18 protein-coding genes and 2 tRNA genes are annotated in these 22900 nt (G+C 54.3%); 13 read left to right on the top strand and 7 right to left on the bottom strand.

Annotated elements, in window-relative coordinates:
• Positions 1–67: 67 nt before the first annotated feature.
• Complete coding sequence (locus tag ACTF5G_RS00210; RefSeq protein ID WP_438950800.1) at positions 68–2473, bottom strand: acyl-CoA dehydrogenase; 2406 nt, start codon at positions 2471–2473, stop codon at positions 68–70.
• A 252-nt stretch (positions 2474–2725) separates the two neighbouring features.
• Between ACTF5G_RS00210 and ACTF5G_RS00205 the strand changes: the two genes are divergently transcribed.
• The 7 genes from ACTF5G_RS00205 to ACTF5G_RS00175 all read left to right on the top strand — a co-directional run bounded on the left by ACTF5G_RS00205 (position 2726) and on the right by ACTF5G_RS00175 (position 8756).
• Complete coding sequence (locus ACTF5G_RS00205; RefSeq protein WP_438950799.1) at positions 2726–3553, top strand: methyltransferase domain-containing protein; 828 nt, start codon at positions 2726–2728, stop codon at positions 3551–3553.
• Between the two features lie 12 nt (positions 3554–3565).
• Positions 3566–5083, top strand: a complete 1518-nt coding sequence (locus ACTF5G_RS00200) for an MBOAT family O-acyltransferase (protein WP_438950798.1) — start codon at positions 3566–3568, stop codon at positions 5081–5083.
• A 2-nt stretch (positions 5084–5085) separates the two neighbouring features.
• Positions 5086–6258, top strand: a complete 1173-nt coding sequence (locus tag ACTF5G_RS00195; protein WP_438950797.1) for a hypothetical protein — start codon at positions 5086–5088, stop codon at positions 6256–6258.
• Positions 6259–6338: 80 nt separating this feature from the next.
• Positions 6339–7070, top strand: coding sequence for a sulfite exporter TauE/SafE family protein (locus ACTF5G_RS00190; protein ID WP_438950796.1), 732 nt, complete (start codon positions 6339–6341; stop codon positions 7068–7070).
• 23 nt (positions 7071–7093) lie between these two features.
• Positions 7094–7606: a molybdenum cofactor biosynthesis protein B gene (moaB, locus tag ACTF5G_RS00185; protein ID WP_438950899.1), complete on the top strand. Its 513-nt coding sequence runs from the start codon at positions 7094–7096 to the stop codon at positions 7604–7606.
• Positions 7607–7620: 14 nt separating this feature from the next.
• A complete protein-coding gene (locus ACTF5G_RS00180; protein WP_438950795.1) occupies positions 7621–8001 on the top strand; it encodes a hypothetical protein in 381 nt (126 codons plus the stop codon).
• Positions 7908–8756: a molybdopterin molybdotransferase MoeA gene (locus ACTF5G_RS00175; RefSeq protein ID WP_438950898.1), complete on the top strand. Its 849-nt coding sequence runs from the start codon at positions 7908–7910 to the stop codon at positions 8754–8756. Before ACTF5G_RS00180 ends, ACTF5G_RS00175 begins: the two co-directional genes overlap by 94 nt.
• A 33-nt stretch (positions 8757–8789) precedes the next feature.
• Here ACTF5G_RS00175 and ACTF5G_RS00170 read toward each other — a convergent pair whose 3' ends face one another.
• Both ACTF5G_RS00170 and ACTF5G_RS00165 read right to left on the bottom strand, forming a co-directional pair.
• Positions 8790–11825, bottom strand: coding sequence for an efflux RND transporter permease subunit (locus ACTF5G_RS00170; protein ID WP_438950794.1), 3036 nt, complete (start codon positions 11823–11825; stop codon positions 8790–8792).
• Positions 11825–12925 (bottom strand): efflux RND transporter periplasmic adaptor subunit, encoded by a 1101-nt coding sequence (locus tag ACTF5G_RS00165; protein WP_438950793.1) that lies wholly within the window; start codon positions 12923–12925, stop codon positions 11825–11827. Before ACTF5G_RS00165 ends, ACTF5G_RS00170 begins: the two co-directional genes overlap by 1 nt.
• A gap of 195 nt (positions 12926–13120) precedes the next feature.
• On the opposite strand from ACTF5G_RS00165, the gene ACTF5G_RS00160 reads away from it, so the two are divergent.
• Together ACTF5G_RS00160 and ACTF5G_RS00155 are read left to right on the top strand one after the other, a co-directional pair.
• Positions 13121–14158: an MBL fold metallo-hydrolase gene (locus tag ACTF5G_RS00160; RefSeq protein WP_438950792.1), complete on the top strand. Its 1038-nt coding sequence runs from the start codon at positions 13121–13123 to the stop codon at positions 14156–14158.
• A gap of 130 nt (positions 14159–14288) precedes the next feature.
• A complete protein-coding gene (locus tag ACTF5G_RS00155; protein ID WP_438950791.1) occupies positions 14289–15554 on the top strand; it encodes an NAD(P)/FAD-dependent oxidoreductase in 1266 nt (421 codons plus the stop codon).
• 250 nt (positions 15555–15804) lie between these two features.
• Here the strand turns inward: ACTF5G_RS00155 and ACTF5G_RS00150 are convergent, their stop codons facing one another.
• A complete protein-coding gene (locus ACTF5G_RS00150) occupies positions 15805–15990 on the bottom strand; it encodes a (4Fe-4S)-binding protein (protein WP_438950790.1) in 186 nt (61 codons plus the stop codon).
• Positions 15991–16232: 242 nt separating this feature from the next.
• On the opposite strand from ACTF5G_RS00150, the gene ACTF5G_RS00145 reads away from it, so the two are divergent.
• Entirely contained in the window at positions 16233–16808 is a 576-nt protein-coding gene (locus ACTF5G_RS00145; RefSeq protein ID WP_438950789.1) for a nucleoside deaminase, read from the top strand.
• A gap of 211 nt (positions 16809–17019) precedes the next feature.
• On the opposite strand, the gene ACTF5G_RS00140 is transcribed toward ACTF5G_RS00145, so the two are convergent.
• Positions 17020–17095: transfer RNA gene (locus tag ACTF5G_RS00140), tRNA-Asn, on the bottom strand.
• A gap of 125 nt (positions 17096–17220) precedes the next feature.
• On the opposite strand from ACTF5G_RS00140, the gene uvrB reads away from it, so the two are divergent.
• Positions 17221–19236: an excinuclease ABC subunit UvrB gene (gene uvrB / locus ACTF5G_RS00135; RefSeq protein ID WP_438950788.1), complete on the top strand. Its 2016-nt coding sequence runs from the start codon at positions 17221–17223 to the stop codon at positions 19234–19236.
• Positions 19237–19259: 23 nt separating this feature from the next.
• Here the strand turns inward: uvrB and ACTF5G_RS00130 are convergent, their stop codons facing one another.
• Positions 19260–19679, bottom strand: a complete 420-nt coding sequence (locus ACTF5G_RS00130; RefSeq protein ID WP_438950787.1) for a hypothetical protein — start codon at positions 19677–19679, stop codon at positions 19260–19262.
• A 323-nt stretch (positions 19680–20002) separates the two neighbouring features.
• Positions 20003–20079: transfer RNA gene (locus ACTF5G_RS00125), tRNA-Val, on the bottom strand.
• Between the two features lie 224 nt (positions 20080–20303).
• Between ACTF5G_RS00125 and thrS the strand changes: the two genes are divergently transcribed.
• Together thrS and infC are read left to right on the top strand one after the other, a co-directional pair.
• Entirely contained in the window at positions 20304–22220 is a 1917-nt protein-coding gene (gene thrS / locus ACTF5G_RS00120) for a threonine--tRNA ligase (protein WP_438950786.1), read from the top strand.
• A 20-nt stretch (positions 22221–22240) separates the two neighbouring features.
• Positions 22241–22786, top strand: coding sequence for a translation initiation factor IF-3 (gene infC, locus ACTF5G_RS00115; protein ID WP_438950897.1), 546 nt, complete (start codon positions 22241–22243; stop codon positions 22784–22786).
• Positions 22787–22900 lie beyond the last annotated feature (114 nt).

Genomic DNA, 22900 nt, shown 5'->3' with positions numbered 1-22900 from the left:
ATCCAGAGCAGGCCGGCGATCAGTGAGTGCCACGGCAGTCATTGTCGCCGGTCTGGAGCGGTGGCCGCTAAAGTGCCTCAAAGTGATCTGTCAGCAAGCAGTCATAACGCTGTTTGTCATAGGCTTTGATAGGCTCGATATCGGCAGTGTCGATGATGCCCTGCTCAGCCGCATCGGCCAGTGCCAGATCCAGATTATCCGGATGTTCCAGAAGCCCTTTGCTGCGTGCCCGAACGAACGCCTGCCAGGGCTTGTCAATTTTGAGCAATGCCTGATAGGTGGATTCAACCCGCCCCACAGGATCCAGCGGGTCTTCGTTGAGATACACAAATTGGCCCAGTGCCTGCCGCACCGGGTTCGGTTCCATGATCAGGCTGCCGAGTTGGCGAATCTGATGATCATCCGACGCCCGGTGAATACGTCCCAGGGGAAAGCAGGTGAATGCCAGGATTTTGCCGAGCCAGCGCAGGGGGAAGTTATCACAAAATGCCAGCAAGGCTTGCTGTGCCCTGAACAGGGAGCGCTGTACCGCGTAGCGGGCATGTACATCTGTCGCTTCGTTCTGTTGATTGGCATCGTGATACTTGAGAACACTACAGGCAATGAACAGTTCGCTGTGGGCATCGCCAAGGCGAGCGGACAGCAACTCCCGCCGCTTGATATCGCCACCGAGAATGCCGAGGGCTACATCGGAGCAGCTGGCCAGTGCCACACTCAGATGGTTGATGCGCTGATACCAGCGACGACTGAAATCCGAGGTGTCATCGGGTACCGGGCTGAAGCGCGCCGCAGTGATGCCATACAGCTTGAGTCGGGCGATATTGCTGAAAATATGCCCCAGGTGTTCTCTGAACAGGGGATCAAATTCTGCCAGGCCCACTTGTTCATCATTATGTTGCAATGTTTGCAGTTCTGCGTACAGGTAGGGATGACAACGCATGGCCCCCTGACCAAAAATCATCAGGGAGCGGGTGAGAATATTGGCACCTTCCACCGTGATGGCTACCGGCACCGAGTGGTACATCGAGGCGAGGAAATTGCGTGGCCCCAGCTGGATTGCCCGGCCGCCCACCACGTCCATGGCGTGATTGACAATCTGGCGCATCCGTTCAGTGGCATGGTGCTTGGCCATCGCGGTGAGCACCGAGGGTGCCCCATCTGCCAGCCCTCTGGTTACCATCTGCCGCATTGCCTCAAGTGTATAGGCGCCGGCGGCAATTTCGGCAGTGGCTTCCTGTACGCCCTCAAACTTGCCAATTTCCATATTGAACTGGCGGCGAATCCGGGCAAAGGCACCCACCGTCAGGTAGCACATTTCGCCGCTGGCAGTGGCCAGTGCGGGCAGGGATACACCGCGCCCTGCACCCAGGCATTCGATCAGCATTCGCCAGCCCTTGCCGGCCATGTCGGGGCCGCCGATAATCCAGTCAATGGGGATAAACACCTCGGTACCACTGATCGGCCCGTTCATGAAGGGCGCGCCCGGATTGTGGCGACGACCGATCTCGATACCGGGATGGTCAGCTGGCAACAGGGCACAGGTAATGCCGTATTCCACGGTATCCGGATCACCGAGCAAGCCATCCGGGTCCCGCAGTTTGAAGGCGAGGCCAATTGCCGTTGCCACCGGTGCCAGAGTGATCCAGCGTTTGGTGAAAGTCAGGCTGAGCCCCAGTACTTCCTCATCGTTATGTTGCCCTTTGCAAACGATGCCGAGGTCCGGAATCGAGCCCGCATCTGACCCGGCTTCCGGACCGGTCAGACCGAAACAGGGCAGTTCCGTGCCGTTGGCAAGACCCGGTAACCAGCGCTGTTTCTGTTCTTCTGTACCGTATTTCACCAACAGTTCGCCTGGTCCCAGAGAATTTGGCACCATGGCGGTGACGGCGGCCGTTGGCGAGCAACTGGCAATTTTGCTCATGATGCGACTTTGTGCGTAAGGACTGAAATCCAGCCCGCCAAATTCTTCCGGGATAATCAGACCAAAGAAGCCATTTTTCTTCAGGTATTCCCAGACTTCCGGCGAGAGATCCTGCCGCTGATGCACATCCCACTCATCTATAAGCTCGCACAGTCCCGCCACTTCACGGTCAAGAAACTGCTGTTCTCGCTCACTGAGTCGGGGCAGGGCAATCGCAGAAAACTGCTGCCAGTCCGGCCTGCCACTGAACAGTTCCTTTTCCCACCAGGTCGTGCCTGCCTCCAGGGCTTCCCGCTCTGTTTTACTGATGGTGGGCATGGACTTTCGCAGCAGGTGGTATATCGGTTTGATCAGCCACTGCTGGCGCCACCGGGGGTGATTGAGGAGGATTGACACACCGATCGTCGCCAGCAAAATCAGCCACATGCCGCCGCTGTAGATTGTCAGTAGAAAGGTGCCGACCACCATAACCAGAGAACCGGTTTGCAATGGCGGACGGTAATAGAATACGGCCGTGAGTAAACCGATAAACAACAACAGCGATAACAACATAATTTTTCACCTTTTTGTGGCAGGCCCCGCAGCCCCTTTGCGCACCGATGACTGCAACCCTAGACGATTTCGTGCCTCTCGCCCAGTGGGGTTGTATAATTATTCTCGTCCAGAAAAGTCTGGATTTGAATCTCTTCTTCACACATTGAATACGGAAAAGAAACCCTCTGGCAGCGATCGGCCACCAATGAGATCAAGTTCTGTATCCCGAGGCCTATTGCAATCAATGATAAAAGAGGATTTTTGTTACCCTTGTCTGCGATAAAACACACACAGTTACTGGCCCTCGACAAGCGAGCACTGGCCAATCGTTTTGGTTCCCGCGCTGAGAGCTACAATGCCGCGACACCCGTCCAGCAAGTGATGGGCCAATGCCTGCTGGACAGAATCCGCAGTGAACAGCCTGATGGGCATGTTCAGGAAATTCTTGAGGTCGGCTGCGGCACCGGTCGGTTGACCAGGGAGCTAAAAGCCCTGTTTCCCTCAGCGAACATAACGGCCATCGATATTTCACAGGAGATGATCGACTATGCCACAAAACAGGTGCCGGGACCGGACTACCTGGTTATGGACGCTGAAGAGTATCTTCGATCACTGGACAGACGGTTTGATCTGATCGTTTCGAATGCAACGGTGCAATGGTTTGTCGATCTCGAGAAGGTTGTTGCCAGTATGCGAGCTGGGCTTACTCCGGGCGGATTCCTGGCGTTGGGCACCTTCGCCGAGCGCACATTCTGTGAGTTGGCAGATGCGTTTGATTGCGCCTATCAGAAAAACCGGCTTGCGGCCCAGAATCACCTGGTGCCGATGAAGTCTGTCGGCTATCTCCGGCAGATATTGCCGGAGGCCGAGGTGGTTGAACAGGATATCCTCGCCCACTTCAAGGATGTCAGGACTTTTTTGCAGTCCATTAAGAATGCCGGGGCGGTAAATTCCCAGTCGGGTCAGCGGTCGATTCCGAAGGCCGTGCTCAGGGATATGCTCCACTACTACGAGGCGCGCTATAAAGAACCCGGTAGCCGTAAAATTCAGGCCACCTATCACGCCTGTTTTCTGTTCTATCGCCGGCCAGCTGGCTAGAGTTCAGTCACAATGTTGTTCAACTCCTATCTGTTCCTGCTGGTTTTTCTGCCGTTGGTATTGGTTGGTTTTTATGGAGTGGGACATGTTGCAGGCCGCACTGGGGGGTTGCTCTGGCTGGTTGTCGCCTCGCTGATTTTTTATGCCAGCTGGGAGTTGTCCTACCTCTGGCTGCTACTGGCATCGTTGCTATTCAATTATTTTGCTGCGGCCCTTATCCGTAAATTACCCCGTTACCGGCGGCTATGCCTATGGATTGCAATACTCGCTAATGTGGCGCTACTGTTTTATTTCAAGCTGGTCATCGCTGTTTTTGGTGACAATGGAGCAGCGTTCAGCACCACCCATCATATTCTGATTCCCCTGGGAATATCCTTTATTACCTTCCAGCAAATCGCCTTTCTGGTGGATACATACAAGGGCAAGCTGTCGGAAGGCGGTGCACTGGAATATGTCCTTTTTATCACTTTTTTTCCGCAGCTGATCATGGGGCCAATTGTTCATTATCGGGAGTTGCAACCGCAGTTCAGAAGCGCCGGATTGTTTCGCTGGAACCCGGATAACTTTTCTCTGGGGATGTGTATTTTCATTGTTGGTCTGTTCAAAAAGGTAGTGCTGGCCGACAGCATTGCGCCATTCGTCGACGGCGTATATGGCAGCGCCTCTCAGGGTGAGAGTATTGCCCCAATAGATGCCTGGGCCGCGGCCCTGGGCTTCACATTGCAGATTTATTTTGATTTTTCCGCCTATTCGGATATGGCGATTGGCCTTGCCCGGATGTTCAACATCAACCTGCCGATCAATTTCGATGCCCCGTACCGGGCAGTCAACCGGTTCGACTACTGGCGCCGCTGGCATATTTCGTTTGGTGCCTTTATGCGGCAGTACGTTTTCTTCCCCCTGGCCAGAGCAAAGAAATTACATATTGGGCATGTCGGGGCTTTGGCAGTGACGACACTGCTATCGGGATTCTGGCATGGCCTCGGTGCAACCTTTATTCTCTGGGGTGCACTGCAAAGTCTGTTGATGTTGGGGGTTCACTACCGCGGTGTGATTGCCGGGAAACTCGGATTTTCTTTCCGGAAAGAACGTTTCCCATGGTTTTTGATGCTATTGACGTTCCTGATGACGGTTCTGCTCGGTGTGCTGTTTCGTTCGAGTGACCTGCAGGTTGCATTCGGTATGTATGAGCAGATGATGGTTGCTGTGCAAACTATTTTCGCTGGTGATATTGCCGCGCTTTATCATCACATTGATCGTACGTTTGATCGCCGAGTGCTAATCAATCTGATGTTGATGATGCTGATCGTGTGGGGAGTACCCAGTACCCGACACCTGTTTGCCCGGCACTGGACAGCACTCGATCAACGCAACGTGCACCCCGGGAAAACTACACCGGACCTTTTGCCCTGGTTTCGACATCAGGTATTTGGCCTGAATCGCCGTTGGGCGATTATCATGGCAGCCATGTTGTGTTCTGCGTTGATTTTCATGAGCGGCACCAGTCGCTTCATCTATTATCAGTTCTGACCATGAATGCTTATCTGCGTTTTTTCAGCGGCTCTCTTGTGGCGATTCTTTTTCTCGGCGCTGCCCTTAACTTCACCCTTGATCCATCGGGTTATTTTCGCAACCAGGGCTTCCATCCTGGTACATTTCTGGGTGATCGCGTGTGGTCAGATGACAGAATGGCACACGATTTGTCGATCGATAGCCACCGTCCGGATACCCTCATAGCCGGTAACTCGAGGGTTAAACATGGCTTCGCCGTGAACGACCGGCGATTAGTGGAACAGCTGGGCGAAATACTCAGTCTCGGTCTGCCCGGTGCGCGTTTTGATGAGCTGAATCGTTACATACGGATTGTTCTTGAAGACCATGCCGTGCGCCATCTGGTGATTGGTCTGGATTTGGGGCAATTTCTTCGTGGCAATGGTCTTGCTGGCAACCCCCCGCCCGGGCACTGGCTGGATTCAGGGGGCAGCTTTCCCGGCGCCCCGATCCCGTTAAAAAAGCTGGCCACTGCACTCTGGTCAAAAAGTACGTTTCTGGCCTCTGTAAAGGTGATCCTCAGGCCGCACAACACAACTCTGAACGGTGCTTCAAATACCGACACCAAACTGACGAAACTGGAGGCATCCGGACACCGGCTTGTGACGCAGAAGCTGGAGGCCCGCATGGCGAAAGTTTATTCGAGCTATGATTTGGCGGTTTATTTCGACAGGCTTGCAGTATTTGATGCATTGCTAGCCGATACCTGTCTGAAAAATACCGATGTCAGATTGTTCATTTCTCCCCTGCATGTCCGGCAACTGTTACTGATCCGAGAAACGGGTCATCTCGGTTTGTTTTTCAGTTGGAAAGCGCAGCTTGCAGAAATGGTCGCGCAACATCAAGGAAATGGCTGTCGGGTGACACTGACAGATTTTTCAGCCATTTCCCGCTATACCAGTGAGCCATTTCCGGAGCTGGGTGATAAGCAATATCGCATGCAATGGTATTGGGAATCGAGTCATTACAACCATAAAATGGGGCAGATGGTGATCGAGCGTTTGTGGGGTAACAGTGATAGCGATGACGGTTTCGGGAAAAATCCTAGCGCTGACAACATCGCCGGGTGGCTGGAGGAAGAGCGGAACAGGTTGAATTCGCTGATTCGCAATCAGCCGATACTGGTCAGGGAAATCAGTGATTTAATCCGTTAGTGACCGATTGGCGCCACAATGCGCTCAGTGAGACGGGTTAACCCCTGTTTATGACATTCAACCCTGACTAAGGAAAATTCATGCTTCCGGAAGACATCATACTGACCGTGGTTATTCTTCTGGCAGCGATGCTCTATGCCGCTGTGGGACATGCGGGGGCATCCGGCTATCTTGCCGCCATGGCGCTGGCGGGCGTGTCTCCGGCTGTCATGAAGCCGGCGGCGCTGTCGTTGAATATTCTGGTGGCGCTGATTGCCACTACAAAGTATTACCGGGTGGGGGCTTTTTCCTGGCCGCTGTTCTGGCCACTGGTTCTGACATCCATTCCCTTTGCCTTTATCGGTGGTTCCGTCACGCTGGATGCGGAGATTTACAAGCCGCTGGTTGGTATAGTGCTCGTTTATGCAGCCTGCCGTGCATTCCTCTGGGCAGATACCCGTTCCAGTCTGGCTATCCGGTCGCCACGCAAAGTCCTGCTAATGGCGGTTGGCGCAGCACTCGGATTGCTTTCCGGGTTGACCGGTGTGGGCGGCGGGATATTCCTCAGTCCGCTGTTGCTGTTCCTGAGATGGGCCGAAGTTCGGGTGATTTCCGGAACGGCTGCTGCTTTTATTCTGGTGAATTCCATTGCCGGATTGCTGGGTGTCATCAGTCGTGTACCCGAGCTGCCGCGGTGGTGGGTGGTTTTATCGGTGCGGAATATGGCAGTTGGCCAGCCCGGCTATCCAGAAGCTGTTGGCATTGGTTCTGGTTATTGCCGGCATCAAGATGATTGCCCTGGTATGAAGCCGTGCTGGGGGTGCGGAAATTAATCACTGAACTGTTGGAGCACGCCATGTCCCATGCCGAAAAAGAATTGATAGCGCTTCAGATAGCGGTCTTGACCGTTTCCGACACCCGCGCACTGGCGGAGGATACCTCCGGACAGTTGTTGGTGGACCGCCTAACTGCCACCGGACATCAGCTGGCTGACCGGGCGCTGGTGCCGGATGATATCTATCGACTGCGGGCCGAGGTGTCCCGCTGGGTTGCCGATCCGGCCGTCCAGGTGGTGTTGGTGACGGGCGGCACCGGGTTTACCGATCGCGACTCCACCCCGGAGGCGTTGGTGCCCCTGTTTGATAAACAGATTGAGGGTTTTGGTGAATTGTTTCGCCAGATCTCTTTTGACGAGATAGGGACCGCCACCATTCAGTCGAGGGCCGTGGCGGGGATTGCCAACCACACGCTGATATTTTGTATGCCGGGTTCCACCAACGCCTGTCGCACGGCCTGGGACAGAATTCTGGGCGAACAGCTCGACGCCCGAACCCGGCCCTGTAATTTTACGCCCCATGTTGCCAGTTGAATGGATCTTGATTGATGCGCAATTGTGACCAACCCGGAATATTGAGTGTCGAGCAGGCACTGGATCAGCTGCTGAATGCGGCAAAGCCTCTGCAGCAGTCAGAGGAAGTGCCACTAGCATTGGCTCTGGGGCGAGTGCTGGCGGACGACCAGCATTCTCCGGTGGATGTGCCTCCGGCGGATAACAGTGCGATGGATGGGTTTGCGCTGAACAGCGGTGATGCCTGCCCGGACGGCGAGACGGTTTTCAACATCAGTCAGCGTATTCCGGCCGGTGCCGCTGGGGTGAACGACAGGTTGTTCTGCCCTCCGGGATCAGGGCCAACAGCAATATTCGTCCCCTGGGGCAGGACATTCGCCGGGGAGCCGTTGTCCTGCAGCGGGGGCAGCGGCTGAAACCCCAGGATTTGGGGTTGCTGGCTTCGGTGGGTATCGCCCGTGTCCCGGTGTATCGGCGACTCAGGGTGGCGCTGCTGTGTACTGGCGATGAGCTGGTCGAGCCGGGTCAGGTATTGCCCCCCGGCCATATCTACAACAGCAACCGCTACACGCTGGCGGGACAACTCACCGCCCTGGGCTTTGACTGTCTCGATCTGGGGATATTAGCCGATGATGCTGATGCGATTGAACGGGCCTTACTCGAGGCCGTAGAGGTGGCGGACTGTATTCTCACCAGTGGCGGCGTTTCAGTGGGGGAGGAAGATCACGTCAAGGATTGTGTGGAAAAACTCGGTAATCTGAGCCTGTGGCGGCTTGCGATCAAACCCGGTAAACCACTGGCCTTCGGGGATGTCAAAGGCGTGCTCTTTGTCGGGTTGCCTGGCAATCCCGCCTCAGTGTTCGTCACCTTCGCGATTATTGCGCGGCCTTACCTGCTGAAAAGTCAGGGTGCCAGGGACTATGTGCCCACGCCGATTCCGGTGATCGCCGGGTTCAGTCGCCCCCATGCGGCGAAACGCCAGGAATACCTGCGCGCCCGGCTGGTTCTGGATGCCGGTGGTGTTGCTCGTGCTGAACTGTCGGGCAATCAGAGCAGCGGCGTGTTATCCACGGCCAGCGCCGGTAACGGCTTTGTCATTCATCGCCTCGGTGAGGCGATCAATGAGCATGAGCCGGTCCCTTTTCTGTTGTTTTCCGAGCTGCTGTTTTAGCTCCGGTTTACACTAATGAAGTCCTGTCTGACTTTAGTGCGCCTTTTGGTGACTGCCTGCCAAAAGACAGTAGAAAGCGGGCAATACAAACAGGGTCAGTAATGTGCCGAGACCCAGACCCGTGGCAATGGTCAGGCCAATGGCAAAGCGGCTCTCTGCGCCGGGTCCGGCCGCCATCAACAGCGGAATCATGGCAACGACCAGTGCCACGGACGTCATCAGAATGGGGCGCAACCGAATGGCCGAGGCCTCTATGACGGCGTCGAGCTTGCTGAGCTGACGTTCGGCCTGTAGTTGATTGGCAAACTCCACGATCAGAATACCGTTCTTGCTGACCACGCCGATCAGTGTGATCAGGCCCACCTGGGTGTAGATATTCATGGTCGCCGCACCCATCATGATAAACGCCATGGCACCGGCCACCGAGAGCGGCACCGTGACCAGGATAATGATAGGGTCGCGCCAGCTTTCAAACTGGGCGGCCAGCACCAGGTAAATCACCAGCAAAGAGAGGAAAAACGTCACCAATAGAGCGCTTCCCTGTTGCTTGAACTGTCGCGACTGGCCTTTGTAGTCGTAGTTGAAGCCCGGGGGAAAAAGCTCTGCTGCTTTCTGCTCAAGAAATGCGATCGCATCGCCCATGGCGACACCGGGCTGCAGAACGCCTTCCAGTCCTATGGCGTTGAGCTGATTGTGCTGGGTGCGGGACGAGGGTTCGACCTGCTGCTCGAAATCCACCAGATTGCTGAGTGGGATCAGGTCACCCGAGTCGGCCCGGATATAGTAGCTTTTCAGGTCATCTATGGATGCCCGGGCGCTGCGCTCGACCTGGGGAATCACCTCATAGGAACGGCCCTGCATATTAAAGCGGTTGATATAGCCGCCGCCGAGCATATTGGACAGTGAGCGACCGATATCGCCCATGGAGAGTCCCAGGTCAGCAGCCCGATCCCGATCAATGACTATTTTGTTGATCGGGCTATCAATCTCGATGGATTTCTGCAGGAACATGAAGTTGCCACTGGCCATGGCGCTGCCCAGCAATTCATCGGCGAGGGCATCAATCTCTTCATAGCTTTTACCCGATGTCATCACAAACTGCAGTGGCAGGCCATTGCCCGCTCCGGGTATTGGCGGGCGGGGAAAAACGGAGATTCGCACGCCGGGAATTCTCGACATGGCCTGCTGCATCAAGGGCTCCACTTCAAACTGGGACACCTCTCGCTCGTCCCAGGGTTTCATTTTGAAACCGCCAAACATGGAATTGGCACTGCCTCGGCCAATCAGCAGGAAGGTCTCGTCATAGCCCGGCAGTTCCTCAAAAATAGCCTGCATCTGGTTGCCGTAACCTTCCATATATTCCAGTGTTGCGGTTTGTGGTGCCGCGCCCATAAACAGCAGGATGCCCTGATCTTCCGGCGGTGCCAGCTCATTCTGGCTCAGCTGCAGCATAAAATAGATGGATGCGAGGAGTACCAGCGCGAAAAAAACCACCACCCAGATGGATTGCAATACAAACCCAAGTGCGCACTGATAACCGCTGGCAAGTCGGTTGAAGCTGCGCTCCACGAACCCCTCGAAGCGGGATGGGTTGCCGTGGGGTTTGAGTATCTTGCCGGATATCATCGGCGACAGGGTCAGGGCCACCACCCCGGATATCAGTACGGCTCCGGCCAGCGTGAAAGCAAACTCGGTGAACAGTGAGCCGACCAGTCCGCCCATGAAACCGATCGGTGCGTAGACGGCCACCAGAGTGGTGGTCATGGCGATAATCGGTGTCGCCATCTCCCGGGCGCCGTTCAGGGCTGCGTCAAAGCGGCTTTCGCCATTTTCGATATGCCGGTGGACGTTTTCCACAATAATAATGGCATCATCCACCACCAGCCCGATGGCCAGCACCATTGCCAGCAGGGTCAGCAGGTTGAGAGAAAAGCCCAGCATCAGCATGATCAGTGCGCCACCAATCAATGACAGCGGAACGGCGATGGATGGCACAATGGCGGCCCTTAAAGAACCCAGTGTCAGAAAGATTACCAGCAGGACGATAATCACCGCCTCGCCCAGAGTTTTAATGACCTCCTTGATGGAGCTGTCGATAAACTCCGAGGCATCGTAGGGCAGTTCCACCAGCATCCCGTCCGGCAATTGCGATCGAATATCCGGCAGTTCAGCGCGTACCAGCGCAGCAACATCCAGGGGATTGGCGCCCGGTGCAATCTCGATGGCGATATAGGTCGAGGGCTTGCCCTTGTAGTTGTTGATGGAGTTGTAAGTCTGCGATCCCAGCTCACTGCGGGCGATGTCACCGAGGCGGATGATGCTGTCTTCGGTCTGTTTTATGACCAGGTTGCGAAACTGTTCCGGATTATTGACATCGGTGTTGCTGGTCAGGTCAATACGGACCAGCTCGTCCCGGGTGCTGCCAATACCAGCGAGATAATTGTTGTCGAGGAGAATTTCGATCAAGTCGCGCGGCGTCATATCGATGGCGGCCAGTCGCTGCGGGTCAATCCAGACTCGCTGGGCAAAGGTTCTGCCCATCAACTCGGCCTTGCCGACCCCGGCCAGTGCCTGCAGTCTCGGCTGTACCTGTCGGGTAAGGTAGTCAGTAATCTGTGGAACCTTGATAGTGTCGCTGTAGAAAGCGATATACATCAGTGCGGTGCTGTCCCCTGTGGTCGAGGTGATGACCGGGTCGCGCACAGCCTCTGGCAACACATCCCGCTTCGAGGCGACCTTGGCCTGAATTTCTGCCAGCGCATCATTGGCATCGTAGTTCAGGATCATTCTGGCTTCGATGGTCGATACACCCTGCTGGCTGGTGGATGTGAGGTAATCTATGCCCTCGGCCTCGGCAATGGCCTGTTGCAGCGGGGTGGTCACGAAACCTTTTACCAGCTCGGAATCCGCCCCCGGATAGGCCGTTGATACAGTTACCGTTGTGCTTTCCAGTTCCGGGTACTGACGGACTTCCAGTTCCAGGATCGCGCGTAACCCCATCAGCAAAATCAGCAGACTGATGACCGTAGCCAGCACCGGCCGGCGAACAAAAATATCGGTAAACCGCATCAGTTGGCAGCCTCATCAGGTTTTACCGCGTCGACAATCTCGACAGCCTGGCCATTGCGCAACCGCAGCAGGCCGGTGGCAACTACCTGTTCATCTTTTTCAACACCACTGGTAACCGATACTCTGCCGCCCCGGACCTCCCCGGTAGTGACGCTGCGCCGCTGTACGGTTTTTTGCCGGTCTTCACCGGTCTCGATGACAAACACAAAGTCGCCGTAGGTGTTGTAGGAGATCGCCGTGCGCGGCAGTGTCAGTACCTGATCCTGCTGGCCGCGATAGGTGCTGACATTGGCAAACATTCCCGGTCGCAGCCGGTGTTCGGGGTTGGGCAATTCGGCGCGCACGGCAAGGGTTCTGCTTTCCGTGCTGACCGATGTCTCCAGGGCCAGCACAGCGCCACTGAACAGTTCCCCGGGGTGGGCGGCAACACGGATTTCAACCGCGTCTCCCACATTGATCCGCGGCAGGTCCCGCTCGGGGATCGTAAAGTCCACATAAATGGGGTCGAGCATACTGAGCTGGACGATGGGTGTGCCTACCTCAAGGAACTGACCGAGATCGACCATCCGCAGCCCGATAATGCTGTCGAATGGTGCGCGAATCCGTTTTTTGTTCAGAATGGCCTGCTGCTCGTGAACCCGGGCCTCGGCGGCCTCCAGAGTGGCTTTTGCCTCATCAAAGGCGGACTGGGAAATGGTTTTCCCCTTGATCAGATTGGAATAGCGCTCGAATTGTTGCAGCGCCAGTCGCTGCTCGGCTTTCAGGGTTTCCAGGGCGGCCTGATCCGTAGCGGTGTTGAGTTTCAAAAGCAGGTCACCGGCACTGACCTGTTGGCCGGATTCGAATTCAATGCTTTCTACTACACCCGCCATCTCGTTGGCAATCCGTATGCCGTTGACCGCCCGAACACTGCCGATTGCAGACAGTGACTGTGGCCAGGTATCTTTCACCACGCGGGTTGCTTCAACCGGAGAGGGTGGCGGAGCCTGACTCATCAGGGCTTCCTGTTGTTTTATCTGCTGCATTTTCCAGGCGAACAGGCTGCCCAGAACCAGGGTCAGCAGGACAATAACAGTAATCAGTCTGGTGGTAGTTTTCATAGGATCAATGGACACTTATAGTTTGAAGCGGGTATCGCGGAGATGAAAAAATACGGCACCACAATGGGTAAGCAAATATTTTACACAGTTATGTATGATTGGCGATAAACGAACACAAAATTGTCCTTTCTTAGGCAACATCAAGCAGATTCAACCATAATCAACCAAAGGTAATCATCAATAGAAGGATGTTTTATGTTGTTCAGGCAGTTGTTTGATAATACCTCTTCCACTTATACCTACCTGCTGGCCGATGAAACCACCCGGCGGGCGATTCTGATTGATCCCGTGTTTGAGCAGGCCCAGCGGGACATGGCTTTGCTGCGAGAGCTAAACCTGTCGCTGGCGTTGGTGGTGGATACCCATGCCCACGCCGATCACGTGACGGCGGCCTGGTTGTTGCAACAAAAGACCGGTTGCCAGATTGCCTCGGCAAAAGTCATCGGGGCAAAACACGTCAATCTTGCCCTGGAAGACGGGCAGGTTTTTGGTGTTGACGGCATCCAGCTGAAAGCCCTCGCAACCCCCGGGCATACCAACGGCTGCATGAGCTATGTGCTGGAAGATCAGACGATGGTTTTTACCGGCGATACGCTGCTGATACGTGGCTGTGGTCGCAGTGATTTTCAGGAGGGCAGTGCCCACAACCTGTTCCGCTCAATTACTGAGAAGCTGTTCTGTCTGTCCGATCACTATGTGGTCTACCCCGCACACGATTACAACGGCAGGACCCAGAGCACTATCGGCGAAGAAAAAGCCTTTAATGCCCGTGTCGGCGGCGGTGCCGATGAGCACGATTTTGTTGAATACATGCATGCCATGAAACTGCCGCATCCCAAGAAGATTGATGAAGCGGTTCCCGCCAATCTGCGCAGTGGGTGTCCGGAAAATGGTTCATTGCCGGAAGAGCCGGGCTGGGCCGAGATCAAAGTGACCTATGCCGGTGTGCCGGAAGTGGAGATTGACTGGCTGCAGTCCCATCGCCCGGAAGTCACACTGCTGGATGTGCGTGATATTGATGAGGTGCGTTCGGACAAACCTTCGGCCCTGCAGTCAGACCTGCTGATTCCCCTGGACAGACTCAGAGAAAAGGTGGCTGAGGTCCCGACCGATAAACCCGTCATTGCCCTGTGCCGGTCCGGGCGGCGTTCAGCGATGGCCGTGTCGATTCTGGCAGAGGCGGGTATCCAGCGGGTTGCCAGTCTTCGGGGCGGTATCATCGCCTCTCTGTAGGGTGTTCAGTCAACGCCGTCCTTGCTAAACTGTTTATTCTATTATGGTATATACATATAACTAAATTGAAATAATGTCTGCCCCGTCATTCCTGTGACCAGATTTGGCATGAAAACAGGAGGTCCTTGCCATGAATAATCAAGCCCCAAATCACGTGCAGCCCGAAAAAACCTACCCTGTCCTGATTGTCGGTGGCGGGGCCGGGGGCATTGCGGTGGCGGCCAGCCTCCACAAGCGTGATCGGCAGCTGGAAATCGCCATTATTGAACCGTCGGATACGCATCACTATCAGCCCGGCTGGACCATGGTGGGCGGGGGTGTTTTTCGCCCGGAGGTCACTGCTAAGCCAATGGTTACGGTGATGCCCCGTTTTGTTATCTGGTACCAGCAACCGGTTGTATCCCTCGACCCGGATCAGAATTGTGTCACGCTCTCAGATGGGACGGTTCTGGGGTACAAGGCGCTGGTGCTTGCTCCCGGGCTGGAACTGAATTGGGCTGGCATCGAAGGACTGGCGGAAAGTCTGGGAGAAAATGGTGTCACCTCCAATTATCAGGAGGGTATGGCCCAATACACCTGGGAAATGGTTCAGCAGTTGAAAAAAGGTACCGCGCTGTTCAGTCAGCCGCCAATGCCCATCAAATGTGCCGGTGCTCCCCAGAAAGCATTGTACCTGTCTTCGGATCATTGGCGCCGAAATGGTGCACTGAATAACCTTTCGGTCCAGTTCCACAATGCCGGTGCCGTGCTGTTTGGTGTGCCGGATTATGTGCCAGCCCTGCAGTCGTATATCGATCGTTACGGGATTGATGTCAACTACCAGAGCAACCTGGTCTCGGTGAACGGCCCTGCCCGGAAAGCCATATTTCGTATCTCGGATAGTGAGGGCGGCAGCCAGGATCGGGAGCTCAGCTTTGATATGCTCCACGCCGTGCCTCCCCAGCGGGCACCTGCATTTATCCGCGAATCCAGTCTGGCTAACGAAGCCGGCTGGCTGGATCTGAAGAGCGATACGCTTCGCCACAGCCGCCATGACAATATTTTTGGCCTGGGGGATGTCAGTGGTACGACCAATGCCAAAACCGCTGCTGCCGTTCGCAAGCAGGCACCGGTGGTTGCCCAAAACCTGATTGCGTACCTCAACGGCCAGCCCTTGACAGCCGAATACCTCGGATACGGGTCCTGCCCGCTCACCGTCGAGAGAGGCCGTATTGTCCTTGCCGAATTCGGCTACGGCGGTGTACTTCAACCCACCTTCCCGAGCTGGGTGAACGATGGTACCAAAGCCACCCGGGCCGCCTGGTGGCTAAAGGCAAAACAACTGCCCATGCTCTACTGGCACGTTATGCTGAAGGGTCACGAATGGCTGGCAAAGCCCGCAAAAAGGGGTCGGTGACAACTGAGAACCATTCTTATTGGTTGCTCGGTTTTGATTGACTGGGGAAGGTTGCTATTTTGCTTATCGTGAGTTGTTTTCCAGTGACCTGGAAAAGCCGTTGCTACACGCCATTGAGTGAGTTTTTACATTCTCCATGCTCTTGAATGCAGTGATTTCAGGAACAAATCGAATGGTGCTATGCTGGCCAGGAAGGTCATTGAAAGCTAAGCAGAAATGACTCTCAGTTGTCACCGACCCCTTTTATTCCCTATTTCTCATCAATGCATTTCAAAGCACCGGTAGGACATTTTGCAACCGTCGCTCGAATATTTTCATCTGTTTCTTGATTGGTATCGATCACCATATTGCCATCAATCACCTTAAAAACCTCTGGTAACCTCTTGACACATTCGCCTGAATGTTTGCAGATAGTCCCGTCAAATGTAACGTTCATTATGGTTAACCCCTTTATCAATTCATTGTTATTGAGGCTTGCGAAGCAACAATTGAGCTACAACTAGCAGGTATGCAAGTGTCAATGAAAATTCTAGTACAAAAAGGGGTCCTGTCCAAAATGGGCCGGTGGTAACTGAGAATCATTTTTGTTGGTGGTCTGATTTGTTTTTTGTTTATTCATTATACTCAAATCCCTGTTTATCGGTCGAAGCGGGTGATAGAGGGAGGTTTGGCTGAGCGATGAATGCTGTTTTTGACAGTGATACCAGTATTACGAACGAAGTTCTCACCGCCATTGCCCATATGCCGACAGCAAGCTTGCCGGTGCTGATGGATGAAGCGTTTGCCTCGCGACTGAGTGATGCCGATTTGATGCGCATCGCCGTATTGTTGGCCAGGAAGAGTTATGACGAGGGAGGTTGTCCCATCGGTGCGGTGATTGTCGATAATGTCACGCGCCGGATTGTCGGCAAGGGCCACAATACGTTGGTGCAGGAGAATCACCCCTATAACCATGGCGAAACTGCAGCTATACGCGATGCCGGGCGGCTGGATTTCAGCCGCGCTACGCTGTTCACCTCGCTGAGTCCCTGTGACATCTGTGCGACCTTGCTGCACATGCGTGGTTTTGCCCGGGTGGTGGTGGGTGATGTCAGCAATGCTTCAGGTAATGAGAAACTGTTGCGCGACAAGGGTGTGCAGGTGGACATTCTGGAAGACCCGCTCGGAATCGAGTTGTATGCGCATTTTCGTGCCGAACAACCTGCGCTGGAGCTGGAGGATTGGCAGGGGCTTGCCGCGATTCGCAAGAATTGATGCGATCTGGATAGCAATTATTTGCTGGTCTAATCAGTCGGCGCCTGTTGGTCACTGAAGTGCGCTTCTTTATTCCTGCTGGGCGGAAGGTCATCGAAAGCCAAGTGGGAATGATTCTCAGTTGTCACCGACTCCTTTATTGCTTTGACCCCTTTATTGCTTTATTCAGACAACAAAAAAGGGCTGCATTTCTGCAACCCTTTGTTTTATATGGCTCCGCCTGCTGGGCTCGAACCAGCGACCCAATGATTAACAGTCATTTGCTCTACCAACTGAGCTAAGGCGGAACAGTCGAGAGGCGCGTATCTTATAGATCGACTTTGGGGTAGTCAACCCCGCCGAAGCTGCCTTTTCAGGGCTTTTTCTGGGGTATAATACGCGGTTTTCTGCACTGATTCGGAGCGATTCAAACGTGTCAAAACCCTTTACGGTTAAAAGCCCCTATCAACCTGCTGGAGATCAGCCAGCAGCGATTGAAAAGCTGGTGGCGGGGCTTGAGGCAGGACTGGCAGCACAGACGCTGCTGGGAGTCACCGGTTCGGGAAAGACATTTACCATTGCCAATGTGATTGGCCGGGTACAGCGCCCCACCATTGTATTGGCTCACAACAAAACGCTGGCCGCCCAGCTTTATGGTGAACTGCGGGACTTCTTCCCCGACAACGCCGTGGAATATTTTGTCTCCTACTACGATTACTATCAGCCCGAAGCGTATGTGCCTTCATCGGATACCTTTATCGAGAAGGACGCCTCGATCAATCAGCATATCGAGCAGATGCGCCTGTCGGCTACCAAAGCACTGATGGAACGCAAGGATGTGATTGTCGTCGCGACCGTGTCGGCAATTTACGGGTTGGGTGACCCGGAATCCTATTTGAAAATGGTCCTGCATCTGGTGCGGGGTGACCGTGTGGATCAGCGGGCTATTCTACGGCGTCTCGCCGAGTTGCAGTACACCCGAAATGATGCGGTGTTTCAGCGCGCCACCTATCGGGTGCGGGGTGATGTGATCGATATTTTTCCAGCGGATTCAGATAGTGAGGCCGTCCGGGTCGAGTTGTTTGACGATGAAGTAGAAAACCTGTCGATGTTTGATCCGCTGACCGGCGAGGTGTTTGGCCGGGTGCCACGGGTGACGGTATATCCAAAGTCCCATTATGTAACGCCACGCCAGACCATTCTCGACGCGATGGAACACATTAAAACCGAGCTGGCGGAGCGACTGGAACAGTTGCGCTCTGTCAATAAGCTGGTGGAAGAGCAACGCCTGCGTGAGCGCACCCGCTACGATCTCGAAATGATGCAGGAACTCGGCTACTGCACCGGCATTGAAAATTACTCGCGTTATCTCTCAGGCCGGGAACCCGGCGAGGCCCCACCCACGCTTTACGATTACCTGCCCGCGGATGCCCTGATGGTGATTGATGAATCCCACGTGACGATTCCCCAATTGGGCGGCATGTATCGCGGTGATCGCTCGCGTAAAGAAACCCTGGTTGAATACGGTTTCCGGTTGCCCTCGGCGCTGGATAACCGCCCGATGCGGTTCGATGAATGGGAGCGATTGGCACCACAAATGATTTTTGTCTCCGCCACCCCGGCCAAATATGAGGCGGAAAAGGCGGGCCAGGTGGTGGAGCAGGTGGTCAGGCCCACCGGCCTGGTGGATCCGATGATTGAGGTTCGCCCGGCAACGACTCAGGTGGATGACGTGCTCTCCGAAATCAGCCGTTGTGTGGCCAATGAGGAGCGCGTGCTGATTACCGTGCTGACCAAGCGGATGGCGGAAGATCTCACCGAGTATCTGGCGGAAAACGGGGTGCGAGTGCGCTACCTGCACTCGGATATTGAAACGGTGGAAAGGGTGGAAATTATCCGCGATCTGCGGCTTGGTGAATTTGATGTGCTGGTAGGTATCAACCTGTTGCGGGAGGGGTTGGATATGCCGGAGGTGGCGCTGGTGGCGATATTTGATGCGGACAAGGAGGGTTTTTTACGCTCAGAGCAGTCACTGATCCAGACCATTGGCCGGGCGGCACGAAACGTGGCGGGCCGCGCCATTCTCTACGCGGACAAGGTCACCGGCTCCATGCAGCGCGCCATGGATGAGACCGAGCGTCGCCGGAACAGGCAAATAGCCCATAACCTGACTAATAATATTTCTCCGAAAGGCATCCATAAGTCGGTGGCGGATATTATGGAAGGTGCCCGTATGATCCCCGGCAAGGGCGGGCGCAAGGTGGCAGACGAGAAGGGTAGGTATCACCTGGAAGCCAGGGAGGTGGTGACCAGTGGGGATGTCTGGCGGCAGATTGCAGCACTGGAGGACAAGATGTTTCAGCACGCCAAAAATCTGGAGTTTGAAGAGGCCGCCCGACTTCGGGATCAGGTCAGCCAGCTCAAGCGGCTGGCTGACGGGGTTGCCTGACGGACACTGTGTCGTCCGTCAGCTTATGCCTGGAAGCTCTCGACCCGTTTGCAGCTACCGGCATACCGTCTCTGGTGGCCTTTGTGACCGCCTCTATTGACATCAAAACCGAATTCGCCCAAGCCGGCATTGAGCATGAAGTCACCGGTTAGGGGCTTCAGAATGAACAGCATTGACTCATTTTTGGCAGTAATACTCCGGCCCGATTGTTGTGTTATTTCAAGATTGAATGTCCCCGACGCGTCCTTGTTGTCACCATGAAGCCGCATGTTATTACCGTCGATGGTTACCTCCAGATCGCCGCCATCCGTGTCAACACCTGAGCCGGTTCCCACCTGGTAGATATGGATATATCTGCAGAGATAGAGCTCTTTATCGTTTGCATACAGGTTGGCGCTCATCAGCGCTGACACACACAAGGCAGTGAATATACTTTTTTTCATAATGACCAAACCCTTTGTCAAGTTGACGGCCGCCCGGTTTCGGGGGCTCTGTTACTGAATACACCAGCATATTACCGCACTGAACCGAGTCTGTATGTGGCTGTGGCGTTTTATTGATTGGCGGCGCTGCCCTGTTGAGGAGGCATGGCCTCCCAGAGGGTTCGGCGGTCTGTTGGTCGACAGTGATATTGATGAGTAAAAATTATTCAATAATATACATTAAATAAAAATTCTATCTTTTTAATAAATAACATATTTTTAATGTATCTATTTTTTGGTCAGTCAATAAAAAAGCCCATCGTATATACGACGGGCTTTCTATTTGGTAGGCACGAGTGGATTCGAACCACCGACCCCCACCATGTCAAGGTGGTGCTCTAACCAACTGAGCTACGTGCCTGCTGACTTTCCGCGATCAGGAAGGCGCGTAATTTACCAGCGGGTCTTCCTCCTGACAAGCTTTATGGGATCCTGCCAAACGTTATGCCGCTTTACCGCCACTGATGATGGCGGCTTGCTTATGCAGGTCAAGCCGGTAAAATGGCCCGCTCACAAATTGGCGCTGCCCCCGCAGCATAAACCATGTGGCCTTTGGTAGGGGTCACCACTGGAAAGGATCAGAAAATGCCCGTAGTAACCCTTCCTGACGGCAGTCAACGCAAATACCAAAATCCTGTGACTATTCATGAAGTTGCCACCGATATTGGGCCCGGACTGGCAAAGGCCGCATTGGCCGGCAAAGTGGGTGACAATCTGGTGGACACCTCTTATCTGATTGATTCAGACGCCGAGCTGGCGATTATCACCGAAAAGTCCGACGAAGGGCTGGAGGTCATTCGCCACTCCACCGCCCACCTGCTTGCCCAGGCGGTTAAGCAGTTATTTCCAGGAGCGCAGGTCACCATCGGCCCGGTGATTGATAACGGCTTTTATTATGACTTCGCCTATGAGCGGCCGTTTACTCCCGAAGATCTTGATGCCATCGAGCGAAAAATGCTCGAACTGTCCGAGGCGGATGCAACCGTAGTGCGACGTGAGTTGTCCCGCGACGAAGCCGTCGCCTATTTTCGTGGCATCGGTGAGGCCTATAAGGCGGAAATTATTGAGAGTATCCCTCCAGAACAGACGCTTTCCCTCTATTGCCAGGGCGATTTTGAAGACCTCTGCCGCGGGCCCCATGTGCCCTCAACGGGAAAGCTCAAGCACTTCAAATTGATGAAAGTAGCCGGGGCGTATTGGCGAGGTGATTCCAATAATGAAATGTTGCAACGCATTTATGGCACAGCCTGGTCGAGCAAGAAAGAACTGAATGCTTATCTGTTCAGGCTGGAAGAAGCGGAAAAACGCGATCACCGCAAGCTGGCCAAAAAATTCGATCTGTTCCATATGCAGGAAGAGGCTCCGGGCATGGTGTTCTGGCACCCGAAGGGCTGGAGTGTTTATACCCAGATAGAGAGCTATATGCGCGATGTGCAGCGCAACAATGGCTACCGGGAAATCAAAACACCCCAAGTGGTGGATCGCTCTCTCTGGGAGCGATCCGGTCATTGGGATATCTTCCGGGAACACATGTTTACCGTGGAGTCTGAAGCCCGCGACTACGCGGTAAAACCGATGAATTGCCCCTGTCATATCCAGGTATTCAATCAGGGTCTGAAAAGCTATCGCGACTTGCCATTACGGTTGGCGGAATTCGGTTCCTGTCACCGTAACGAGGCTTCCGGTACTTTGCAGGGTTTGATGCGGGTGCGGGGTTTTGTTCAGGACGATGCACATATTTTTTGTGCCGAATCACAGATTCAGGACGAAGTCTCAACTTTTGTTGATCTGTTGTTCCAGGTCTATCGGGATTTCGGGTTCGAGGATGTGATCATCCGGCTCTCCACCCGACCCGAGCAGCGTGTTGGTAGCGACGCCGTCTGGGATAAAGCGGAACAGGCGCTGGTGGATGCCCTGGTAGCAAAAGGGTTGAGCTATGAATTGTTGCCGGGAGAGGGCGCTTTCTACGGTCCAAAAATCGAATTCTCCCTGAAGGATTGCCTTGAGCGGGTATGGCAGTGCGGTACGATTCAGGTGGATTTTTCCATGCCGGGACGACTAGATGCCCAATATGTGGCGGAAGATGGCTCCCGCCAGGTGCCGGTGATGTTGCACCGTGCCATCCTCGGTTCTTTTGAGCGGTTTATTGGTATCCTGATCGAGCATTTTGAAGGTGCTTTCCCTGTCTGGCTCGCCCCCCAGCAAGCGGTGGTGATGAATATTACCGATGCGCAGGCGGATTATGTCCGGCAGGTAGCTGATACCTTGAAAAACAAGGGCTTCCGCGTGGAAAATGACTTGAGAAACGAAAAGATCGGCTTTAAAATCCGCGAGCACACAATTCAGAAGATTCCCTACCTGTTGGTAATCGGGGATAGGGAAGTAGAAACGCAGACCGTGGCAGTACGCACGCGAAGCGGTGAAGATCTGGGCATTATGCAGGTTTCAGCGTTTGCCGAGCTTCTCGCTCAAGACGTACAACGCCGCGGTCGCGTTATTTAAAGACAATGGTCGGAGATTAAATTATCAAGAAAAATTATGGCAAGGGGACAGCGAAACGGTCTCGAATGAATGAAGAGATTGATGTTCCCGAGGTTCGACTGGTCAACGCCGATGGCGAACAGGCTGGCATTGTCAGCATTGAAGATGCCTTGAACGCAGCATTGGCTGCCGGTTTGGATCTGGTGGAAATCGCCCCGGATGCCGAACCGCCCGTCTGTAAGGTAATGGACTACGGCAAAAAGCTGTTTGAAGTAAAAAAGCAGCAAGCGGCACAACGCAAGAAGCAGAAGCAGACTCAGGTCAAGGAAATGAAGTTTCGTCCGGGAACGGATGTAGGGGATTACGAGATCAAGTTGCGTAATCTGATCCGGTTTCTCGAAAACGGGGATAAGGCCAAGGTAACCCTCAGGTTCCGCGGCCGTGAAATGGCTCACCAGGAACTCGGTATGGAAATGCTCAAACGTATTGAGCAGGACCTCGAGGAATTGGGCGCCGTTGAACAATTCCCAAAAATGGAAGGGCGGCAACTCACTATGGTGATCGCCCCCAAAAGCAGGAAGAAGTAACCCGATCCCCTCTGGTCTTTGACCATATCAGGATTCATCTGGCGTTACCCGCGTGCAGCCCTTGGCAGACTGTCCGGGAACGACTTCTTCATTATCTAAACCGTCTATAAATGG

This window comes from Porticoccus sp., assembly GCF_965660005.1.
In the GTDB taxonomy this organism is placed as follows: Bacteria; Pseudomonadota; Gammaproteobacteria; order Pseudomonadales; family Porticoccaceae; genus Porticoccus.
This window is presented reverse-complemented; position numbering and strand designations above follow the sequence as displayed.

Excerpts from the sequence above, each read along its gene's own strand:
- ACTF5G_RS00210 (WP_438950800.1), bottom strand. The coding sequence starts at position 2,473 with ATGTTGTTATCGCTGTTGTTGTTTATCGGTTTACTCACGGCCGTATTC.
- ACTF5G_RS00200 (WP_438950798.1), top strand. The coding sequence starts at position 3,566 with ATGTTGTTCAACTCCTATCTGTTCCTGCTGGTTTTTCTGCCGTTGGTA.
- ACTF5G_RS00195 (WP_438950797.1), top strand. The coding sequence starts at position 5,086 with ATGAATGCTTATCTGCGTTTTTTCAGCGGCTCTCTTGTGGCGATTCTT.
- ACTF5G_RS00190 (WP_438950796.1), top strand. The coding sequence starts at position 6,339 with ATGCTTCCGGAAGACATCATACTGACCGTGGTTATTCTTCTGGCAGCG.
- moaB (WP_438950899.1), top strand. The coding sequence starts at position 7,094 with ATGTCCCATGCCGAAAAAGAATTGATAGCGCTTCAGATAGCGGTCTTG.
- ACTF5G_RS00180 (WP_438950795.1), top strand. The coding sequence starts at position 7,621 with ATGCGCAATTGTGACCAACCCGGAATATTGAGTGTCGAGCAGGCACTG.
- ACTF5G_RS00170 (WP_438950794.1), bottom strand. The coding sequence starts at position 11,825 with ATGCGGTTTACCGATATTTTTGTTCGCCGGCCGGTGCTGGCTACGGTC.
- ACTF5G_RS00165 (WP_438950793.1), bottom strand. The coding sequence starts at position 12,925 with ATGAAAACTACCACCAGACTGATTACTGTTATTGTCCTGCTGACCCTG.
- ACTF5G_RS00160 (WP_438950792.1), top strand. The coding sequence starts at position 13,121 with ATGTTGTTCAGGCAGTTGTTTGATAATACCTCTTCCACTTATACCTAC.
- ACTF5G_RS00155 (WP_438950791.1), top strand. The coding sequence starts at position 14,289 with ATGAATAATCAAGCCCCAAATCACGTGCAGCCCGAAAAAACCTACCCT.
- ACTF5G_RS00150 (WP_438950790.1), bottom strand. The coding sequence starts at position 15,990 with ATGAACGTTACATTTGACGGGACTATCTGCAAACATTCAGGCGAATGT.
- ACTF5G_RS00145 (WP_438950789.1), top strand. The coding sequence starts at position 16,233 with ATGAATGCTGTTTTTGACAGTGATACCAGTATTACGAACGAAGTTCTC.
- ACTF5G_RS00130 (WP_438950787.1), bottom strand. The coding sequence starts at position 19,679 with ATGAAAAAAAGTATATTCACTGCCTTGTGTGTGTCAGCGCTGATGAGC.
- thrS (WP_438950786.1), top strand. The coding sequence starts at position 20,304 with ATGCCCGTAGTAACCCTTCCTGACGGCAGTCAACGCAAATACCAAAAT.